Source organism: Aerococcus sanguinicola (assembly GCF_001543145.1).
Classification (GTDB): domain Bacteria; phylum Bacillota; class Bacilli; order Lactobacillales; family Aerococcaceae; genus Aerococcus; species Aerococcus sanguinicola.
Genome location: NZ_CP014160.1, coordinates 1,149,465 through 1,169,906, shown reverse-complemented (window position 1 = coordinate 1,169,906; position 20,442 = coordinate 1,149,465). Strand labels below are relative to the sequence as shown.

General features: G+C 50.4%; 13 protein-coding genes and 1 other RNA gene. 2 read left to right on the top strand and 12 right to left on the bottom strand.

Translation table 11 applies throughout. The features are described 5' to 3' along the window. Positions 1-35: 35 nt before the first annotated feature. The 3 genes from dnaX to nrdD form a co-directional block, all read right to left on the bottom strand. Positions 36-1,832, bottom strand: coding sequence for a DNA polymerase III subunit gamma/tau (gene dnaX, locus AWM72_RS05195; protein ID WP_067974285.1), 1,797 nt, complete (start codon positions 1,830-1,832; stop codon positions 36-38). Between the two features lie 254 nt (positions 1,833-2,086). Continuing rightward, positions 2,087-2,656, bottom strand: coding sequence for an anaerobic ribonucleoside-triphosphate reductase activating protein (gene nrdG / locus AWM72_RS05190; protein WP_067974282.1), 570 nt, complete (start codon positions 2,654-2,656; stop codon positions 2,087-2,089). Then, the gene (gene nrdD, locus AWM72_RS05185; RefSeq protein WP_083272454.1) at positions 2,656-4,905 is read right to left on the bottom strand and encodes an anaerobic ribonucleoside-triphosphate reductase; all 2,250 of its coding nucleotides are present in this window, start codon (positions 4,903-4,905) and stop codon (positions 2,656-2,658) included. Before nrdD ends, nrdG begins: the two co-directional genes overlap by 1 nt. Before the next feature lie 587 nt (positions 4,906-5,492). On the opposite strand from nrdD, the gene AWM72_RS05180 reads away from it, so the two are divergent. Beyond that, the gene (locus AWM72_RS05180; RefSeq protein ID WP_067974278.1) at positions 5,493-6,398 is read left to right on the top strand and encodes a nuclease-related domain-containing protein; all 906 of its coding nucleotides are present in this window, start codon (positions 5,493-5,495) and stop codon (positions 6,396-6,398) included. A 374-nt stretch (positions 6,399-6,772) separates the two neighbouring features. Here AWM72_RS05180 and gorA read toward each other — a convergent pair whose 3' ends face one another. From gorA to mprF, 6 genes are all read right to left on the bottom strand, one after another. After that, positions 6,773-8,122, bottom strand: coding sequence for a glutathione-disulfide reductase (gene gorA / locus AWM72_RS05175; protein ID WP_067974275.1), 1,350 nt, complete (start codon positions 8,120-8,122; stop codon positions 6,773-6,775). A 502-nt stretch (positions 8,123-8,624) separates the two neighbouring features. Next, a complete protein-coding gene (locus tag AWM72_RS05170; protein WP_067974271.1) occupies positions 8,625-9,362 on the bottom strand; it encodes an SDR family NAD(P)-dependent oxidoreductase in 738 nt (245 codons plus the stop codon). Between the two features lie 121 nt (positions 9,363-9,483). Further along, complete coding sequence (locus tag AWM72_RS05165; protein WP_067974266.1) at positions 9,484-10,779, bottom strand: O-acetylhomoserine aminocarboxypropyltransferase/cysteine synthase family protein; 1,296 nt, start codon at positions 10,777-10,779, stop codon at positions 9,484-9,486. 119 nt (positions 10,780-10,898) lie between these two features. Continuing rightward, positions 10,899-11,558 carry a YczE/YyaS/YitT family protein gene (locus tag AWM72_RS05160; protein WP_067974262.1) on the bottom strand — a complete coding sequence of 220 codons (660 nt, stop codon included), beginning with the start codon at positions 11,556-11,558 and terminating at the stop codon, positions 10,899-10,901. Between the two features lie 511 nt (positions 11,559-12,069). Next, on the bottom strand, positions 12,070-12,567 hold the full coding sequence (locus AWM72_RS05155; RefSeq protein WP_067974258.1) for an LURP-one-related/scramblase family protein: 498 nt from the start codon (positions 12,565-12,567) through the stop codon (positions 12,070-12,072). Between the two features lie 2 nt (positions 12,568-12,569). After that, the gene (mprF, locus tag AWM72_RS05150) at positions 12,570-15,062 is read right to left on the bottom strand and encodes a bifunctional lysylphosphatidylglycerol flippase/synthetase MprF (protein WP_067974255.1); all 2,493 of its coding nucleotides are present in this window, start codon (positions 15,060-15,062) and stop codon (positions 12,570-12,572) included. Positions 15,063-16,209: 1,147 nt separating this feature from the next. Between mprF and AWM72_RS05145 the strand changes: the two genes are divergently transcribed. Further along, positions 16,210-17,172, top strand: a complete 963-nt coding sequence (locus AWM72_RS05145; protein ID WP_067974253.1) for an ABC transporter substrate-binding protein — start codon at positions 16,210-16,212, stop codon at positions 17,170-17,172. Positions 17,173-17,368: 196 nt separating this feature from the next. Here AWM72_RS05145 and ffs read toward each other — a convergent pair. From ffs to AWM72_RS05130, 3 genes are all read right to left on the bottom strand, one after another. Beyond that, positions 17,369-17,465: signal recognition particle sRNA small type (gene ffs / locus AWM72_RS05140), an RNA gene on the bottom strand. 88 nt (positions 17,466-17,553) lie between these two features. Then, the gene (gene argF / locus AWM72_RS05135; protein WP_067974248.1) at positions 17,554-18,555 is read right to left on the bottom strand and encodes an ornithine carbamoyltransferase; all 1,002 of its coding nucleotides are present in this window, start codon (positions 18,553-18,555) and stop codon (positions 17,554-17,556) included. 727 nt (positions 18,556-19,282) lie between these two features. Further along, positions 19,283-20,137, bottom strand: coding sequence for a MetQ/NlpA family ABC transporter substrate-binding protein (locus AWM72_RS05130; protein WP_067974245.1), 855 nt, complete (start codon positions 20,135-20,137; stop codon positions 19,283-19,285). Positions 20,138-20,442: the final 305 nt, after the last annotated feature.

Below are 20,442 nucleotides of genomic sequence, written 5' to 3'. Positions count from 1 at the left end.
GCCAGCAGTCGACGAGAAAAAATAGTCTCTCGGTCTTAATCATCCACCACCGTCACATTATCTGCCCCGAAGAGTTTGATGGCTTCTTCTGCCAGCGGATTGTCTTCTTTAGCCTGGACCCCCTCCAGCAGGGTCTGGTCACTATCAGCTGGCTTTTCCTCGGAAGACGCGGCTTGCTTGATCTCAGTTGGCGCCTGGTCGCCCAGGAGTTCGTCCAATTTGCCTGCCTTGTGGGCGGTGACATAGTTCTGCCGGGCTTCATTCCATTGTTCGCTAGTCAGGATGAGCATCTTACCGGGATGGCCTACCCCTTCCTGGAGGCGTTTGGCCACGGTATCCTTAATGGCTTGGTCGTCCGCTACCTTTTGACAGAGGATAGCATAATCGAAACGCAAAACAAAATACTCAGGGGAGGCAGCGGCAGGATAGGTCTGTTTGAGCAGGGCCTGTTGGATATTAGGCAGGGATTCCACCAAGTCCGGCCAGATACTTTCGATCTTGTGGCGGTCGGTATTGGTGGCCTCCGACAGGGTCTTATAGATCAGCCCATAATTGGGTTTATAGTTGACCGAACCTGTGGCCTGGCGCTTGGCAGTCGGCTTGGCTTGCCCCTTGGCTGGACCTCCCGGCGTTCCTTGAGCGACCTGGTCTTGAAGGGATTTCACTTGGGCGGTGAGAGCGTCCAACTGGTCCTGGGCGGCCTGGGATACCGGTGCATTTTCAGCAGCTTCCTGGAGTTCTGGCGCCTGGTTGAGACTCTGACTCAAACGAATCGAGAGCACTTCCAGGTAGATCTCTGGCTGGCTGGTAAAGCGGAGTTCCGACTGGGCTTCCTGGAAATGGTCCATCATCAGGTAGAGGGCCTGGTCAGGGAAATCCTTGGCCAAGTCAAAGAAGGCTTGGGAGAAGTGGCGGGTCAGCTCGGATTCTTGCCCACCCAATTCCTTAGCCATCAGCAGGTCCCGGATAAAAGCCAGCATTTCTTCAACGAAACGGTTGGCTTCTTGGCCCTGGTTCAGGATCTGGTGGAGGGTATCGAGCGCTTGCCGGGCATCTTGCTTAAGCAGGGCCTGGCTGTAGGCCAGCATCTGGTCCTCGCTCAGGGTCCCCGTTACTAGGCGGGCCGTCTCCGCATCCAGACTGCCTTCCGCAAAAGACAGGCTCTGGTCCAAGAGGGAGAGGGCGTCCCGCATCCCCCCATTGGCCGCCCGAGCAATAATCTTCAAACTGTCTTCCTCATAGGCCTGGTCATTGCTTTTGAGGATATAGGCCAGGCGCTCTTCGATATCCGTATTGCGGATCCGGCGAAAGTCGAAGCGCTGGGTCCGAGAGATAATCGTCGCAGGAATCTTATGGGGTTCCGTCGTCGCTAGGATGAAGACCACGTGGGCAGGCGGTTCCTCCAAGGTCTTGAGCAGGGCATTGAAGGCCCCCGTCGACAGCATGTGGACCTCATCGATAATATAGACCTTGTACTGGGCTTCGGTAGGCGTATAGCGGACCTTATCGCGGATGTCGCGGATCTCCTCCACCCCATTATTAGAAGCCGCATCGATTTCAATCACATCAGCCAGAGTCCCCTCGGTAATGGCCTGGCAGATCGCGCATTCATTGCAGGGTTCCCCATCGGTCTGGTTGGGGCAGTTAATGGCCTTAGCAAAAATTTTCGCCGCAGAAGTTTTCCCTGTTCCCCGGGGTCCTGTAAAGAGATAGGCGTGGCTGGTCTTCCCCTCGCGGATGGCATTGCGCAAGGTGCGGGAAACAGCCACCTGTCCCACAATATCCGCAAAGCGCTGGGGCCGCCAGACCCGGTATAAAGCCTGATAAGACATAAATAACGCTCCTTTTTCGTACTCGTTTGGGGAGGCAAGATCCTCCCACCGTCCTATGTATTATAACAAAACTTTCCCCACTTGGCCCGAGTGAAGTCGAAGTCATACAAAATCAGAAATTCATTTAAAGCTTCTATTATAAGATATATTGTGCTAGTGAGCATCTACTCCACTTTGATGTGAATCCTTATATTTCAAATAAAGCAAAAAGCAGCTGACTCTTCCTAAAAATAGGATTGTCAGCTGCTTTGTCATTAAATATCATCATACTTGCCGTCTAGCCAGAGGACCATCTCCCCCTGGGCCAGGGACTTCTTCACATCGATAATGCGCTGGTTGGAACTGCCGCGAAAGCGCAAGTTCAAGTCGAGCTTGTCGAGTTCGAAGCGGCCATCCACGAGCACATCGATATGGTTCAAGAGCCAGAGTTTATCGTCAGTTTCCTGGAGGAGTTCCTCCCAGTAGTAGCCGCTCCAGCTCCAGATATCCTTAGTGTCCCCGAAGCGCTCGCGCACCTTGGCGACCAGGCGGTTGAGGACCTGGGTATTGAGGAAGGGCTCGCCCCCTAACAGGGTCAGACCTTGGACATAGGGTTGGGCCAGGTCGTTGAGGATCCGCTCTTCAAGTTCATCGGTATAGTCTACTCCATAGTTGAAATTTTGCACAATTTTATTGTAGCAGCCCTTGCAGGCGAAGGGACAGCCACTCACATAGATGGAACAACGGACGCCATCCCCATCCACGAAGTTAAAAGGCTTGTAGTCGGCAATCTTACCTTTGCTGAATTTCTCCGCTGTCCACTCTTTGGGCTTGGGGTTGCGCATTAGCCATCAGCCTTTCTTTGGGCATCTTGGTTCAAGAGGTCGATGGTGTCTGCTTTAGAGTCCTTGACCAAGGCATTGTCTGCCGACATATGCTTAACCCGGGCGCTAATTTCTTTGTGGCGGCCTTTTGCCATCGGACGGATATTCGGATTACCGAGGTAGCCGCAGGTCCGCTTCACCACGTCGCAGCTGTCAGGGTCGTTGTTGCCACACTGTGGGCATTCGAAACCGCGCTCAGTCGGCTTAAAGTCCCCGCTGAAGTCGCAAGCATAGCAGTGGTCGATGGGCGTATTGGTTCCCAAGTAGCCCACCCGGTCATAAGCGAAGTCCCAGACCGCTTCTAAGGCCTTAGGATTTTGCCGCATGTTAGGGTATTCACAGTAGTGGATGAAGCCGCCGCTGCAATATTTAGGATAGTCCTTTTCAAAGTCTAACTTCTCAAAAGGTGTCGGATTCTTGCGGACATCGTAGTGGAAGCTATTGGTGTAGTAGTCCTTGTCCGTAATGTCCGTAACCTGGCCAAATTTTTCTTGGTCCAGGCGGCAGAAGCGGTCCGTCAGACTCTCACTTGGGGTGGAATAGATACTGAAATGATAGCCATAGTCATCCCCCCATTGGTCCGCCACTTCCTTCATATGTTTGACAATATCCAGGGTGAAGGCCTTGGCTTCCGCATTATCTTCCCAGTCTGGACCGTAGAAGTAAGTCGCGGCTTCGTAGAGCCCGATATAACCCATGGACACCGTTGCCCGGCGGTTCTTGAAGAGCTCATCCACGTCGCCTTCTTCATCGAGCCGCTTGCCGAAAGCCCCGTATTGGTAGAGGATGGGCGCATTCTCAGGCTTAGCTTCCTTGGTCCGCTCCACCCGGTAGAGGAGGGCCTTTCTCAAGACTTCTAAGCGTTCATCAAAGATTTGCCAGAACTGGTCCTTGCTGTGGTCAGATTCTAGGGCAATCCGCGGAATGTTCAGGGTCACAACGCCCAAGTTCATCCGGCCGCTGTTGACCTCGCACCCCTGTTCATCCTTCCAACCTTGGAGGAAGGACCGGCAACCCATTGGCGCCTTGAAGGACCCTGTTAACTCGACAATCTTGTCGTACATGAGAACATCCGGGTACATCCGCTTGGTAGCACATTCGATAGCTTTTTGCTTGATGTCATAGTTGGGATCGCCCTGGTCCAGGTTGGTCCCGCGACGGATAGTGAAGACGAGTTTAGGGAAAATAGCAGTCCGTTTTTCCCGGCCGAGCCCTTGGATACGAACATTCAGGATGGCCAACTGAATCTCGCGAGCAAACCAGTCCGTCCCCAAGCCGAAGCCAAGAGTGGTAAAAGGTGTCTGGCCATTGGAAGAGTACAAGGTGTTGATCTCATACTCGAGACTCTGCATGGCATCATAAATATCCTTCTTGGTCCGGGCGTAGGCAAATTCGCGCTGGCGGTTCTCGCCCTCAATCCATTCCTTAGCTGTCTTCAAGTGCTTGTCGAAGTTCAGCTTGGCATAAGGAGCTAGGACCTCATCGATCCGGTCCGCTGAACAACCGCCGTACTGGGAAGACGCCACATTAGCAATAATTTGGGCAATCTGGGCGCAGGCCGTGTTGATGGACTTAGGCGATTCCACCTCCGCATTCCCGATATGGAAACCATTGGACAACATCTCTTGGAAGTCGATCAAGCAGCAGTTGGTCATCGGAGAATAAGGCGAGTAATCCAGGTCATGGAAGTGGATATCCCCCTTCAAGTGGGCATTAGCTACTTCCTTAGGCATCATAGAAAGCCCGATCGCCTTAGCCGAAACCCCTGCCGTCAGGTCGCGGGTCGTATTGAAGACCCGGGAGTCCTTGTTGGCATTCTCATTGAGGACTAACTTGTCCCCTGCCGCAAATTCTTGCAGCTTAGTCGACACATCATACTGCTTATCATTGAACTGCATCTTATTGTGGCGGAAAATCCGGTAGCGCTCACTCGCTTCAGTATAGCCAAAGTTCTCTAGGCTACGCACCACCGCTTGGGCAATCCCTGCAGACTGGAGGGACTCCGCATCCCCCTGGAAAATCTCAGCCAAGGTCGCTTGGAAAAGCTTATCCAGCACTTCCTCATCCTTCACATCCAGGGCTTTGGCGAGCGAATGCTTAACCGCAGAAGGCCGGAAATGAGCCTTGTGCCCATCCCGTTTCTCAACCATCAAATCCTCCAAATTAATATTTTGGATCTTTATTTCTGGCGTTGTTTGCTCATTAAACATCCCAATCCCTCTTTCTAACTTGTGTATCCTTTATCGATCGGACACAAGATATAGGGGGTCCGACTGACTTAACTCCCCCATATCTTGAGCTCACTAACTATCATAACCGACTACATATAGATTTTCAACATTAATCTCGTACAATATCTTGTGTTTTACAGATTGTTCTCCCAGGAAAGACCGCCAAAGCCCCACAGTCTGGGAAGAGCGAAAAACAATTCTTTGAAAAAACTTGCTTCGCTTGGTCAGAAAATACAGAAATGGCTTTTTGGGGAGAGTGAGTTTGATGCAAGATTGACTCGAGACCTGAGATTGTGGGCTGGGAGAGCGCAAGCCACAATCGGGATATTCTATTGTGGGTTAAATCAATTCAACCCACACTCAAGAACTTCCGTTGGGGGCTAGTCTTATCCAATCCACACTCGAAGTCTTTTGTTGTGGATTAGAGTATTCCAACACACACTTACCCTCCTCATTTGTGGCTTTACCCGCCAATCCATTTATCCAAATCTATTATTTATAAAAAATAAAAATCAGTTAATGAATAACCACATTAACCGTGTATATATCTAATAGGAGGGATAAAAATGACTAGAAAAGAATCCTTGACGCTACAGTATTTTCGCACTTTAAAGAAATATCAACAACTAACACCTGAAGGCCATAAAAAACTGGACCATTTCGAACGAGGTTTTGAGGGGGAATTAGCTTTCGACCACATGTTGGAGCAAATAGATGTCCACCCCCTCGCTCATTATCGCAACTGGCAATACCAAGATGCTTATATTGAGATCGATTCGCTCCTGGTATTTCCTTCAAGCCTTTGTTTAATCGAAGTGAAAAATTACCGCGCTCAAGTCAGCTGCCGAGACCGCCGCTGGAGCTTTAACAACTATCCCGGAGAGCGCGATATTTGCCAACAGTTACTCAAATCCCAGCTCTTCATGGAAAACTTATTAGCAGAGCATCAATTATCAATCAATCTAGAGGCCAAAATATATTTTGCCAATCCCTATAACTATCCTGATTTGGATGATTCGGTAACTAAGAATGTGCTGCTCCCCCACCAAGCTCGAGATTATTTTCAATCCTTAAGCCAAGAAAAGTTCAACCCGGAAATAAATTCTCTTTGCTATTTATTAGAAGAAATAAAATGTCCTCCATTCTCAAATGAATTAGAAGATTTTCAGAAGTTTTACCCAGGTTTTCATTGCAGTATCTGTGGTAACAAGCTCAATATTTTTCGTTATTATCTTGCATGTTCCTGCGGTCATACTCTCTCTAAGGATGAAGCTGTCTTAGAGCTCATCAATGATTACGCCCTTCTTTTTCCAAATCGAACATTGAATGGTACAGCTATTCAAGATTTTGCTTGTGGTAAAGTGAGCTATTACAAAATCCATCAAATTCTCCAACGCCATTTCACCTATCTAAAAGGGAAAAATCCAAAGCAATTTCAAAACCCTTACTCTCCACAAACAATCGAACAATAGAGTTCTTAATAGATACTAGATTGGATACTCAATTTAAAAATTTTATACTTGCCTGATATATTAGGTTTGCTTTAATGATTTCGTGTTTAAGTAAAACTATCATCAACCTACACTAGATCCTTCTGATTGTGGGTTAATTCTCTCTAACCCACAATCAAATACTGCAATTGTGGATGGAACATATTCTATCCACACTCGAGGGTTTCAATTGTGGGTTAAACAGATTTTACCCACAATTGGACACTTCATTTGTGGGTTAAACAAATTTTATACACAATTGAGCACTTCGTTTGTGGGTACCACCACCCACCCCCACAAAAAAAGACCCCGAGCGTGGGGCTCGGGATCCATCTGTCAGATATTTAGGGCTTGAATTAACGCAGGGTGACGAATTCTTCGGCGCTGGTTGGGTGGATGGCAACGACGCTGTCCAGGTCGGCCTTGGTGGCGCCCATTTGGATGGCGACGCCGAAGCCTTGGAGGATTTCGTCCATGCCTTCGCCGGTGCCGTGGAGGCCGACGACTTTTTCTTCTGGGCCGGCGCAGACCACCTTGTAGTGGCAGGCTTCGCGTTCGCCGGCAGCGGAGGTGTACATGGAGTAGAAGTTGCTGGTGTAGACCTTGATGGCCTCTTCGCCGTATTTATCGATGGCGTCAGCTTCGCTCAGGCCGATTGATCCGAGAGCGGGGTGGCTGAAGACCACGGTTGGGACATTGTCATAGTTGATGGCGCCGGATGCTGCCCCGTTGTAGAGGTATTCAGCGACTTGGCGGCCGGCACGGATGGCCACGGGGGTGAGGTTGACCTTGTTGATGTTGTCGCCCACCGCATAGATGTTGGCAACGGAGCTTTGATGGTTATCGTCCACCAAAATCGCTCCGGTCCTCTCGTCGGTCTGAACACCGATCCCTTCTAAATTCAAGTCATCGGTATTGACAGCCCGTCCGATCGCCATCAGCACCTTGTCCGCGCTGGCAACTTTCTCACCATTCGCATAGCAGGCGATCTGGCCTTCTTCTTCCGCAAATTTTTCCAAGCCTTGGCCGCCGTAGAAAGCGATGCCTTGGTCTTCGAAGGATTCCAGAACAGTATCTACCAACATTTGGTCGAAGCCAGCTAGGGGTTGGTCTTGGAACTCGAAGACATCGACTTTGACACCAAGCCCGTTTAAAACGCCCGCAATTTCAACGCCGATGTAGCCTGCCCCAACAATCACAACAGATTCTGGCAAGCTCTCCCAAGCAAAGAAATCATCTGAGGTTGAGAGGAGCTCGCGCCCTTCCACATTCGGAACTTTAGGCCGTCCCCCAGTGGCGATGACGATCTTGTCCGCCGTATAAGTCTTGCCGTCGACTTCCAGGGTCTGGGCATCCACAAAGCGGCCATAACCTTCAATTAGAGTGATTTGATTTTTCTCAAATTGCCGGGTATAGGATTGACGCGACCGGTCGATATAGGCGTCCCGGGATTTCTTAAAGGTCTGGTAGTCGAAGTTGACATTGTCCGCACTAAAACCGTAGCCAGGGCCGTAAGTTTCAATCGCATCACGGACGCGCGAGGCATACCAAGTGATCTTCTTAGGTACGCAGCCAATATTAACGCAAGTCCCACCGAGGCGCTTGGCTTCAACCAAGCCCACCTTGGCCCCATGTTCCGCGGCTCGGTTAGCTGTCGCAATACCACCACTGCCACCACCGAGAACCAATAAATCAAAATCTGCCAAAAGAACCACTCCTTCATCATTAAACACTAGGTTACTAAAGCTATCATAACAAATTATCGGCCAATCTTCTCCCTATCTGCTCAAAAAGTCGCGCCGCTTTAAGACGAATTTAAAATCCTTTCAATAAATACTTACTATAATAAAGAGGCTGGATCAAAAGTTCCAGCCTCTTTGTAAGTTACGAAGGATTTTCAAAAATCTGTTTCAAAAGCCAGCCCTGACATCCACTTCGTACTGGGTGTGCAACTTGGCGTTAAGCTTGGATGCTCGGAGCAAGTCAGAATAAGGGAGAAGTATTCGCTCGTTTCTAACTTGTGAAAATACTCCATAACTGCCAAGTCGAACCCAACTACGAACTATGTCCAATCATTTGTCAACGAATTTCCATAGTTCGCGGACACTTGCTATAGCTCTTCGAAGCCAAGCGACTTACAGATATAGTATGCGTTAGCTGATTCAGGCCTGATCGACTTTTATCACACTCCCTCATAAGCTAAATCTTTTATTGGATGGTATAACCCCCATCAATGGGCAGGGTCACGCCATTGATAAAATTACTCTTGTCTGAAGCCAGGAAGAGGACCAGGTTAGCCACTTCCTCAACTTGGCCAAAGCGGTCAGCAGGAATATTGTCGGTAGGAATTTGATCTTTCACCTCAGCGATCAAGGGTGTTTCAATAGTTCCAGGGGCAATAGCATTGCACTGGATGCCCTTGGCCGCATATTCACTGGCCGTATGCTTAGTCAAGCCAATCACACCATGTTTGGCAGCAGTGTAAGCAGCCCCGCCCTTACCCGCAACAAGGCCAGCAATCGAAGCCACATTAATCACCTTACCCCCACCTTTCTCAATCATATCAGGGAGAAAAGTCCGGGTCATTTCATAGACACTCGTCAGATTTATCTGCAGGTAAAAATTCCAATTGTCTTTGTCCATATCTAGGAGGGGCTGGTATTGGTCAAAAACCCCTGCATTATTGACCAAAACATCCACCGTTCCAAAACTTTCTTTCACCTGCTGGTAGAGCTTGGCAATCGCTTCAGTGCTGGTAATATCCGTTTCAACCGCTAAGGCAGTCCCCTTATTTTCTTGAATTTCAGCAACCACTTGATCTGCTTTTTCTTTATCCAAATCAGCGATAACAACCTTGGCTCCTGCCTCTGCAAAGGCTAAGGCTTCGCCCTTGCCCATACCAGAGGCTGCTCCAGAGATTAAAACAACTTTATTTTTTAATGCCATCTTGATAACCTCCTTTAATATCTTCATTATAGCAAAACTATGTAACCCCTTACAGTAAAAGGTACTTAAGCAGCAAAAAAGAGCGGACGCACCGCTCTTCTTCTCTCTTTATATCATCAATTTAGGCTTGGTCCAAAGCTTGGTCGAGGTCTGCAATCAGGTCATCGACATCTTCGATCCCGATCGATAGACGGATCAGGTCTTGGCCAACCCCAGCTTCTTCCAATTCTTCATCGGATAATTGGGCATGGGTGGTTGAGGCAGGGTGGACCACTAAGGAACGGACGTCAGCCACATTGGCCAGGTTGGAGAAGATTTCTAGGGCATCCACGAAGCGGATACCAGCTTCCTTGCCCCCTTTAACCCCAAAGGAGAAGATGGATCCAACCCCGTTCGGGAAGTCACGCTCAGCGAGTTCATGGTAAGGAGAGCTTTCCAGACCAGGATAAGCCACCCAGTCTACCTTAGGATGGTCTTCTAAGTGTTTCGCGATCTTTTCTGCATTGGCCACGTGGCGTTCCACACGCAGGGACAGGGTTTCAATCCCATTGATAATCAGGAAGGCGTCCTGAGCGCTCAGGCAGGCCCCGGTGTCGCGGAGAACTTGGGCGCGGATCTTAGTCGTGAAGGCCGCTGGTGCTAGGTCGCCGAAGACCAGGCCATTATAGTGAGAGTCAGGCGTCGAGAAGCCAGGGAAACGCTCGTTATTCTTCCAATCGAACTGGCCATTTTCAACGACAATCCCTGCCAGAGTTGTCCCGTGGCCGCCCAGGAATTTGGTTGCAGAGTGGACCACCACATCGGCACCGTGGTCTAGAGGCCGATAGAGGTAAGGTGTGGCGAAGGTATTATCCACAATCACAGGCAGGCCGTGTTGATGGGCAAACGCGCTGACCTTGTCGATATCGATCAGGTTGGTCTTAGGATTGCCGATGGTCTCCAGGTAGATGGCCCGGGTCTCGTCGTCAATTAATTTTTCCACGGCGTCGAAATCTTCGATATCCTTGACAAAACGCGTTTCAATCCCTAAGTCAGGCAGGGTCACGCTAAATAAGTTGAAGGTTCCGCCGTAAAGACTGGTCGCAGAGATAATATTATCCCCCGTCTTAGCAATATTGAGGATGGCATAAGTAATTGCCGCTGATCCGGAAGCTACCGCAATCCCAGCTGTTCCGTTTTCCAGAGCAGCCACGCGTTCTTCGAGGACGCCCACGGTTGGGTTGGTGATACGCGAATAAATCCCACCCGCATCGGTTAAGGCAAAGCGGTTGGCCGCTTGTTCAGCATCTTTAAAGACATAGGAAGTCGTTTGATAAATCGGTACCGCCCGCGCACCCGTTTCATCGAGTTGGTGGCCAGCGTGAACTTGTTTCGTATTAAAACCCTTATATTTTTCAGTTGGATTTGGCTTAGTCATCTGAATCGCTCCTTTTAACTTATTAAAAATAAGCACTGTTTTCTATGTGAATATACTAGCACACGTCAGCCCGAAATACTATAGGACCGCTGATACACCTTCTTGATGAGTGGTGTTCGTTAAATGCGATCACTTATCTTCCAAGCCCCAATCCGGCCCAGGACAGGCAAATTTTTTTGGTAAAAAGCAACGAAGCGTCCGATCAAAAAGGCCGAAATCAAGGTCCCCCAGCCTACCCCCTCCAAGCCGCCGAGCAAGAGGAAGGAGAAAAGAACCGCCAAACCGGTAATGGTCCCGTCGAAGGCAATCTTCACCCGACCGAACGGCCAAGCAAAATGGGTCGTGATGGCCTGGACGATGCCCTCCGCCGACACATAGAGCCAGTCCGCCGCCACTTCCAAGGCAATCCCAAAAGCCAGGACCGCACAGCCCAAAACCAGGCAGAGAGCCTGGGACCAGATTGTGTTGGGTTGGAGCCAAGACAAGGCTGCCGCCGACCAATCCGTCACCAGGCTGAGAATCAAATTAACCCCGAGCTGGAGCCACTGCCAGGACTGGAAATCCCGGCGGTAGAGGGCCATCTGCCCGACAATGTAGAGGGCATTGAAGATAAAAAGCAAGGTCCCCAAGCTCAGCGGCGTCGCCAAACTCAGCACCAAGGGCAAACTAGAGACCGCCGTTGTCCCCAAGTTGGCCTTGGTAATCAGCACAATCCCCAAAGCATTAATGGCAATTCCTATGGCTAAAACCAGCGCCCGTTTCCAAATATGTGTCGTCATAAAGCTCCTCCTCTAAAGATCTTATCCCTATCTTAGCGAAATTAACGGGGAAAGCAAAGGGAGAACAGGTCCGAATGGGGAACTGGCTTAGGGGATTGGTGTCTGGTGGGTAGGCTGAGGCTGGCAACTTGCAAATTCAGGGTCTGTTTAAAAGTTGCAGCGCGTCGACTTGCAAACTTAGCTCCCCTTTGAAAGTCGACGCGATCCGACTCGCAAACCACCGCCCCATTTGAAAGTTGCCACGACCCTACTCGCAAACCACCGCCCCATTTGAAAGTTGCCACGACCCGACTCGCAAACCACCACCCCATTTGAAAGTTGCCGCGATTCGACTCGCAAACCACCGCCTCATTTGAAAGTCAGCAGCCTCTCCCAGCCCCTATTCAAAAAAGCCATGCAAAAACCCCGCCAGCTATTTTTTCCGGCTGGCGGGGTTAGATGATAAGATGGTTATTAACGATCAAATTCAAAGGCGGAAGGGATGCTCAGCACTCTCCCTTTCAAAATCAATCTAATCCTCGTCTTCCTCGTCGTCTTCACGGTCCATCAGGTTGTCGATGGCAATGGTAATAGCGACGAGGACTTGTTCGTAATTGGGATCTTTGACTTGGATTTCAAAGCTGTCGCCAATGCTGATGAGCTTTTTGCGGATGGTGCCGATCTCATTTCCACTTTCGCTAACTGTGAACTTGTGGTCGATCAGGTTGCCACGCACTTTCAGTTGGAAGTCGTCGGAGCTGACCTTGACCTTGCGACGCATGAGGGAGAGCTGGCTTCTAACCTTGAGCGATTGACCGTCCGCGAATTCCACACTATAGGTTGGGAAGAGACGGATCAACTTGCGCTTAACGGTGAAAACCTCATCACCATGGGGATCAGTCACATGGATCTTATCGCCGATCAGCTTGAAGTCTTGGTCCACCTGGTAGCAGACCTTGCCTTGGTCGTCTTTGATGGGATAATTATCCGTAATTTTGAAGATACGTTGTTTGATATAGAGAGTATGCATGGTTATTTCTCCTTTTTCTTATAAGACCGGTTGACTGCTTCATAGAGGCCGAGGAGGATCTGGGGCAGGGCGGCGGCTTCGGCGTAGACCAGGTAGCGGTTCTCCCAGTGGGGGCGGAACTTATCCTTGTAGGCGCGCAGGCCCTTGAAGCCATAGACCCGGTTGCCGTACTCATAGACTAGGCGGATCACCCGGTCCCGCGAGCGCGAATAGGTCTGGTCGCCAACATTAGCCAGCGGGGCCATCCCCAGGTCAAAGGTCTCGTAGCCTTCCTCCTTAGCCCAGGCTATAATCTGCAGCAAGAGCATCTGCATCACGTTATCTACAGTATCCCCCCCAAAGCGCATTAAATCAATTGATACGCTCGTCGAACTGATGGGCATGAGGTTAGCAAAGGCCTCCACCCGCTCATCCGAGCGCAGGACAAAGATGGGACTGGCCTGCAGGTAGTCTTCCTGGAAAGCCCCCAGCGAATAGGCCATCTCACTCCGCCCCTCCAACCAGTCATCCGAAATCCCCTTCAATTCAGCTAAAGTTTCCGGGCTATGGGGCGGGGTCAGAACTTCAAAACGCAGGCCTGCCTTCTCCATGGCATTGCGGATCTGCCGGCGGTTGCGGTTCTTTTTCCCCTCAAAAGTGAAGTCAGTCAGAGAGATAATAGCCGCCTCCCCGATCTTGACGGTCAAATAACCCATATTACAAAAATGATCCAGGTAGCGGGGACTGACCTCATAATAGGCCAGCTGCATGCCGGCATCATGGGCATAGGCGGCAAAAGCTTGGAGCAAGCGGTCAAAAGAAGCGGGCTGGCCGACAGGACCACCGAGAACCAACATGTTCCGCCCCACCGACCGGTAGAGCACGGCCGCCTCTTGGTCTGGCCCGAAAAAAATCTGCTTATCATAGAGACGAACTAGGTGGCTGTATTCCGTCCCCCCGTACTGGTCGACCAGGGCCAGATAGGCATCAACCTCTTCTGGACTCGGACTTTGGAAGGCCAGCTTCTTCGACTGGCTGAAAAGAAGGAGCAGGGCCAAGCCCACAACAATCAATAAACTCAGCATGAGATGAACCAGGTTGATGGTAATGACCAATTCCCCCTGGAGGCGGAGGATGTGCCAGGCCACTGCCACGCTGGTCACCCCCAGGACAAGGATAGTCAAGAGACTAGCAACAAGGATATTACGCCGGGTCAGGGGCACGCTAGCCCGGATAAATTGCCGGCGGTTGGCATAGAGGAGGATCCAGACGGCCATCACGACCAGGGCCTCCCGGTAAGAGATGCCCCGAACCAGGCAGAGGACAGCGCCCAGGGGCAAGAGGCCCATCGCCGCCTGGTAGACCCGGCGGACCCGGGCATTGATACCAAGCGAAAGCAGGAGGGTCACAATCCCCACAATTAAGGTGATAAAGGCCGAGACTTGTTCAAAGAGCCGGGGCACCAGGTGGTTGAGCAGGCGGACCCGTTCGAAGAGTTCCGGTGCCAAAGCGGTCGACACGAGGAGGGCGCCACCGATAAACATGACGAGCGCCAAACTTTTGACCAGGACATCTGACCAGAATGTCAGGTGGAAGTCCTCCGTCTTCTCCCGGTACCAGCGGCCCAGAACATAGGTCGAAGCCAGGACCCAGGGAATAATATAGTAACACACGCGGAGAACCACCAAGGCGGCGAGAACATTGGCCGTCTCATAGCCCGCCTTCTGCATGAGCAGGAGGACCGTCACATCGAAGGCCCCCACCCCACCTGGGACGAAGCTGAAGAGGCCCACCACGATACTGAAGACATAGATCAGTAAGCCGTCCGTCCAGGCAAAATTGGGGTTAAAGACAGACATGACAAAGAGAAAGTAAGTCAGGGCAGCCGACCAGTCAAGGATGGATACGCCCACATAGCCCCATTTTTTGCGCCAGGAAATCTGCTGGAGCTGGTAGCGGTCAAAGAGGCGTTGGAACCAGGGCACCCGGTCCGCCAAGAGAAAGGCTGGCAGGTAGAGGGTGAAGATGAGCGCCAGGACTAAGGGCCAACCCAGCGACCGTCCCCAGGCCAGGGGCAAGGCGAGGAAGATCAAAAAGACCAAGCCCAGGAAACTCGCCGCCCAATTCATCACCGACAATTGGAGGGCCGATTCAGCCGGCAGACCCGCCTTCTTGTAGAAGTTCGCCCGCAAGGTTCCCCCCGTCAAGCCCCCGAAATCGATGAATTCATTGAAGGCCTGGCTAATCCAGCCGATCTTAAGGATATCCAGCGGGGCTGCCGTCAAAGGATAATCCCGGGTGGCATTTAAATCATAGAGTCCGTTGACCGAGAAGCCCAAGAGCCCCGTCAGGAGGAGGGCCAGTTGAATCCAAATGGTCTTCTCCCCCAAGGACTGGCGGAAGAGTTGCCAGTCAATCCCCTGGAGCTCGTGGCGGATGAAATAACCTAAAAGCCCAAAAATCAAGACATAAAAAAAGATTTGGAGCACGCGCTTGTGCCGTCTAATAAAATCCATCATACACATTCCTTATCTGTACTTGCAAAAGCCACGCCCAAAAGAATGACATCTCGCGATTATTTTACCTATATTCTATTTCTAAAATAAATAAAATACTAGAAGAAGATGGTCATCTTAGACTTTCTTTAACAAAATAAGGCCGAAATGAATGGGGATTCCTAGCTTAGAGCTTAATTTTTTGAGGATGATGGTTGCGGTGCGGGACAAGCCACACTCAGGGAGCTTGCTTGGGGATTGGTAAGACTGAACCCACACTCGAAGGGCTTGGTTGGGGGTTGCCGGTTGCCGATCCTCACTCGAGAGGCCTGGTTAGAGGTTGCCAGTTACCAATCCACACTCGGAGGCACTCTTTGAAGCTTGCCACGGCTCAACCCACAGTTAGGGAACTTGCTTAGGGGTCGCTCGGTCCTAGTCGCAAATTAAGGGGGCATTTGAAAGTTGGCCGGGGCCTAGTTACAAACTAAGGGGACTTTCGAAAGTTAGCGCAGTCCGACTCACAAACTAAGAGGACTTTCGAAAGTTAGCGCAGTCCGACTCACAAACTAAGAGGATTTTCGAAAGTTAGCGCAGTCCGACTCACAAACTAAGAGGATTTTCGAAAGTTGACTCGGTCCTAAGCGCAAACTAAGGGGACTTTCGAAAGTTGACCCAACTCGCCTCACAATCCAGGATTTCTATTTGTGAGTCAGCCTGCCCATCAACCCCAGTTCCCCCTTCACATGATCATTTTCCCCAGAATAAATTAAAATTCCATAAGAATACGGTTGACTTCTTCTTACTTTTGTCCTATGATAGGATTATCACTTGAGAAAGGAGCATGACTCATGCTAAGAATTGAATCAACTCACTGCCTGGGCGCATGCTCGGCTCAACCGAATACTTTCTTCTTTAGCTTCTTTAGATAGTGTTTGTAGCTATGCGAGTCATAGGTACAAACACGGACCAAGCGTTTGTATCTATGAGGCTAGAGATTTTTACCATGCTTAGGCCCCATAGAATAGATTGGATATTCTAAGAGGCCGGGCCTATATTTTTGAACTTACCCACCGTCTTAGGATAACTATCTAAGGCGGTTTTTCTATTGTAAGGAAGAGAGTTTAGTCACTTGTTGGTTATTTTTAGAACTTATAAGGAGGATCTCATCATGAAAATCAAGCAATTAGTTAAAATATTAGGTCTCGGTGCCCTAGCGCTGGGTTTAGGGGCTTGCGGGCAAGCAGCCGAAGATAATAGTCAAGCCGAAGCATCAGTGGGTGTCCTCCAATTTATGGAACACGAATCACTCGACCGGGCCCGGGAAGGTTTCACAGATGCTCTCAAGGAAGCCGGCTATGAAGAAGGCAAGAATTTAACACTCAACTACCAAAATGCCCAGGGTGACCAATCCAACTTGCAGAGTATCACCCAGCAATTAGCAGGTAAAAACGACCTCATCCTCTCCATCGCTACCCCAGCTGCCCAAGCCATGCTGAACACCGATAAGAAGACGCCCCAACTTTTCACGGCAGTTACTGATCCGGTCAGCGCCAAATTGGTCGAAAGTGCGGAAAAACCTGGCGCTAACATGACGGGAACCAGCGACGGCGCGCCAACGGACAAGGTCGTCGACCTCTTGCTCAAGGCGGACCCTTCCATTAAAACCATAGGCATCCTCTACAACTCCAGCGAGGTCAACTCCGAGATGCAGTACAAGGAAGCCAAGGACTATATCGAATCCAAGGGGCTCAAGGTGGAAAGCATGACCGTCACCACGACCAACGAAATCCAACAAGCCACCAAGGCCCTGGCTAAGAAAGTCGACGGCATCTACCTGCCAACCGACAACACCGTCGCCAACACCATCCAAACCATCGGCCAAGTGCTCAAAGAAGAAAAAGTGCCTTCAGTTGCTGCCTTCGATGCTGGCGTGGAAGGTACCCTCTGCGCTTACGGGGTGGACTACTACGAACTCGGCAAGCAAACCGGTCAAATGGCCATCGACATCCTGAAAAACGGTAAAAACCCAGGCGAAATGCCCGTTCAAAAATCCGAAAAATTAGTGGTTAAAGTCAATGAAGACATGGCCCAGGCACTCGGCAGCGACCCAAAGTCCTTAACGGAAGAGTAATTCTCAGCTACTACCAGGACCTGGATGATCTCAGCCGGCCCTTGGAACATTTAACCTGTGATCATTGATAAAGAAAATCATAAAAAATTTACCTAAATAAAGAGGCTCTAATCGCGATTGGGCCTCTTTTATTGTATATTTTACCCCATAGAAAAAGCCGGCCGCTGATTCAGCGCGCCGGCTCCTTTAATATCCAAAATAAAAAACTTACAGCACAAGATGGAAAATGCTTAGGGCTGCTTCGTTCCCGATCTGACCCGGTTCACATCTCCATCCTCGCCATAAGGTCTTTCGACAATGATTATTGTAACATGGATTGGGGAAACTGACAAGGGGGAGGACTGGGGAAAGCTAGTTCTTGCTTTTCCGTCCCCCTTAACTCTAAACTCCCGGCACAAACAAATGCCCATTAGTCGCCGCCAGAATGGCCTTGGTCGAGTGCAGGCGGTTTTCAGCTTGTTGGAATTGCCAGCCGGCCTCGGATTGGAAGACCTCGTCCGTAACTTCAAAGGCAGCCTCGCCGTATTGATCGACCAGGGCCCGGCCTTTTTCACTCTCACCGTTGTGGTAGGCAGGGAGGCAGTGCATGAAGATGGTGTCCTTGCCTGTCTCTGCCATAAGCTGGGCATTGACTTGGTAGGGCTGGAGTAAATTGATGCGCTCTTCCAGCTGGTCTTCTTCCCCCATGGAGACCCAGACATCGGTGTAGATGGCGTCCGCTTCTTGGACAGCGGTATGGACATCCTCTGTCAGTTGGTAGGGCGTCCCGTAAGTCTCAGATAATCGGTCCGCTAGCGCACGAACTTGGGCATTTGGCTGGAGGGATTCGGGTGCCGCGATGACCACTTCAACCCCTAGGATCAGGCCCGCCAAGAGCAGGGAATTGGCCACATTGTTACGCCCGTCCCCCACATAGACCAACTTGAGCCCAGCCAAGTCACCGTAAGCCTCCTTGAGAGTCATGTAGTCGCCCACCATCTGCATGGGATGGGCCAAGTCCGTTAAAGCATTCCAGACCGGCACCCCCGCTTCAGCAGCCAGAATATCCACATCTTCCTGAGCCGCCCCGCGAAAACCAATCCCATCAAAAATCCGCCCCAGAACCCGAGCTGTATCCGCAACAGATTCCTTGGTCCCCAACTGCATATCCGCCGTGGAAAAATACTCCAAATCCGCCCCCAGATCGCTAGCTGCTACCGTAAAAGCCGCCCGCGTCCGCGTCGAAGCCTTGTTGAAAACTAGAGCCAAGTTCTGCCCCTCCAAATAAGGATGAGGAATCCCCCGCGCCTTAAGATCCTTAAGATGCAAGGCAAAATCCACCAAATTGCGCAATTCCGCTTGACTAAAATCACTCACCCGTAAAAAATTTCGTCCTTGTAACATACTTACCACTCCTTAATTAGGATTCTGTCCCCAGTCTGGCACGAAAAAAACAAATACGCAAACATAAGGGTGTGAGGGCTAGCGGGAGAAATAGACCTCTGGAGCCAAAAGCCAGAGAAGACTGAAAGTCTTCGACGGATTTTGGTGAAGAGGAGCTATTTCTGCTAGCCCGAACCCGACTAGACAGGGTGTGAGACTTGGCGGTTAGACTCGGATGATTGGAGCAAATCTGAATAAGAGCGAAGCATTCGCCCGTTTCTGACTTGTGAAATCACTCCGAGTCTGCCAAGTCGAACCCAACTATGAGGGTGTGAGCAAGAGCGGTTAGCTTTGGATGCTTGGAGCAAGTCAGGACTTTCCTATTTGCATACAAGCTTGCCGAATGCAAATCCACAACCGCTATCTGCACTCAGCCTCATCGAGCGCAAACCCAGTCCCGCTATCTGCATTCAAGCCTCCCGAAGGCAAATCCACCCCCATTTATTCACAAAGGCAAAAAAAAACAATAAAAAAAGACCAGCTGAATAGCTGGCCTCGACATGTCGCAATCTGCCTTCTTGCTTGTGGGGAGCGTGAAAGCAAGGCTCTGACATTGAGCCTACCGAATGAGTATATGCTTCGATTGCTTTTAAAGGAAAATTTATGCATGTCTGCTTCCCAACAGACAATTACATTATAGCTAAGCTTTATTGAAATTGGGTTAAAAACTTGTAAATCTTATGTAAATTTATGGGATGAAGTCCACCTTTTGTCCCCAGACCGGATAGTACTGGCCTGGACTCACTTCATTCATCTTGTCCGCCACATCTTGGGCTTGGTAGAGCTGAACAATTTTTTGAAGTGTGGAGTTATTCTGGTCTTCCTTGCGCGCCACGATTAAATTATAGCGATCATTTGGAATTTGATCCAAGTGGTCGGCATCGGTGAAGATATTTTCCTCAATCTTCATACCTGCGTCTTCAGCGAAGGACCCGTTCACTACCGCCGCATCCACGTCCTTGACTAGGCGAGGGGCTTGGGCGGATTCCACTTCCACCAGCTCAATATTCTTAGGATTCTCAATGACATCACTGACCTGAGACAGGGTCGACCCGCCATCGCGGAGCTTCAATACACCCGCCGTCTGCAAGGCTAAGAGCGCCCGCCCCTGAATCGAAGTCTCCTGGGGAATCAAGACCTGGCCACCTTCCGGAAGGTCCTTGAGATCATCCACCTTGTCAGAGAAGATATAGAGCGGTGTGATGAAGGTCAGCCCAATCGGCGTCAAGTCTTCCTTGTGGTCCTCATTCCACTGCTTGAGGAAGGCATAATGCTGGAAGGCGTTGAGCTCGACGTCTCCATTGGCCAGGGCCTGGTTGGGTTGGTTGTAGTCGGTTAACTCCACCACTTCCAGGTCGATCCCTTCCGCCTTGGCCTTATCTGCGACAAACTCCCAGATTTCCTTCTCGCTCGAGCCAACCACCGCCACGCGCACCTTATCCTTGGCCGCCTGGTTCTCCGACGACGCCTCCTCGTGCTTGCCACAAGCCCCCAAAAGCAAGAACGCTAAAAGTGCTAAAAAAAATTTCCCAAATCGCTTCATACGATCACCTTTCCCTTCTGTAGACGCTACTATAGCAAATATTTCGCCAGACCGGAAGTCTCGGAAAAAGAACAGGAGTGATCGCTTGAGGAGATCAGCTGATAAAAATAAGCCTCCCCGTTCATTAACAAAGGAGGAGGCATATTGGATTTGGGGAGGCGCTGGTCAACTCGCAAATAAAACCCCCTTCTGAAAGTTACCAGCCAACTACTTTCAAACTAAGCTCTACTTTGAAAGTTCCTGGCGGCCTACTCGTAAACGAGGCCGTGATTCATAAGTAGAAGACGAGCAACTTTCAAACGACG

What these genes read in the sequence shown, in the direction of transcription:
- AWM72_RS05170 (WP_067974271.1), bottom strand. Translation starts at nt 9,362, where the DNA reads ATGGCATTAAAAAATAAAGTTGTTTTAATCTCTGGAGCAGCCTCTGGT.
- nrdD (WP_083272454.1), bottom strand. Translation starts at nt 4,905, where the DNA reads ATGTTTAATGAGCAAACAACGCCAGAAATAAAGATCCAAAATATTAAT.
- AWM72_RS05165 (WP_067974266.1), bottom strand. Translation starts at nt 10,779, where the DNA reads ATGACTAAGCCAAATCCAACTGAAAAATATAAGGGTTTTAATACGAAA.
- AWM72_RS05155 (WP_067974258.1), bottom strand. Translation starts at nt 12,567, where the DNA reads ATGCATACTCTCTATATCAAACAACGTATCTTCAAAATTACGGATAAT.
- mprF (WP_067974255.1), bottom strand. Translation starts at nt 15,062, where the DNA reads ATGGATTTTATTAGACGGCACAAGCGCGTGCTCCAAATCTTTTTTTAT.
- dnaX (WP_067974285.1), bottom strand. Translation starts at nt 1,832, where the DNA reads ATGTCTTATCAGGCTTTATACCGGGTCTGGCGGCCCCAGCGCTTTGCG.
- AWM72_RS05145 (WP_067974253.1), top strand. Translation starts at nt 16,210, where the DNA reads ATGAAAATCAAGCAATTAGTTAAAATATTAGGTCTCGGTGCCCTAGCG.
- argF (WP_067974248.1), bottom strand. Translation starts at nt 18,555, where the DNA reads ATGTTACAAGGACGAAATTTTTTACGGGTGAGTGATTTTAGTCAAGCG.
- AWM72_RS05160 (WP_067974262.1), bottom strand. Translation starts at nt 11,558, where the DNA reads ATGACGACACATATTTGGAAACGGGCGCTGGTTTTAGCCATAGGAATT.
- AWM72_RS05130 (WP_067974245.1), bottom strand. Translation starts at nt 20,137, where the DNA reads ATGAAGCGATTTGGGAAATTTTTTTTAGCACTTTTAGCGTTCTTGCTT.
- AWM72_RS05180 (WP_067974278.1), top strand. Translation starts at nt 5,493, where the DNA reads ATGACTAGAAAAGAATCCTTGACGCTACAGTATTTTCGCACTTTAAAG.
- nrdG (WP_067974282.1), bottom strand. Translation starts at nt 2,656, where the DNA reads ATGCGCAACCCCAAGCCCAAAGAGTGGACAGCGGAGAAATTCAGCAAA.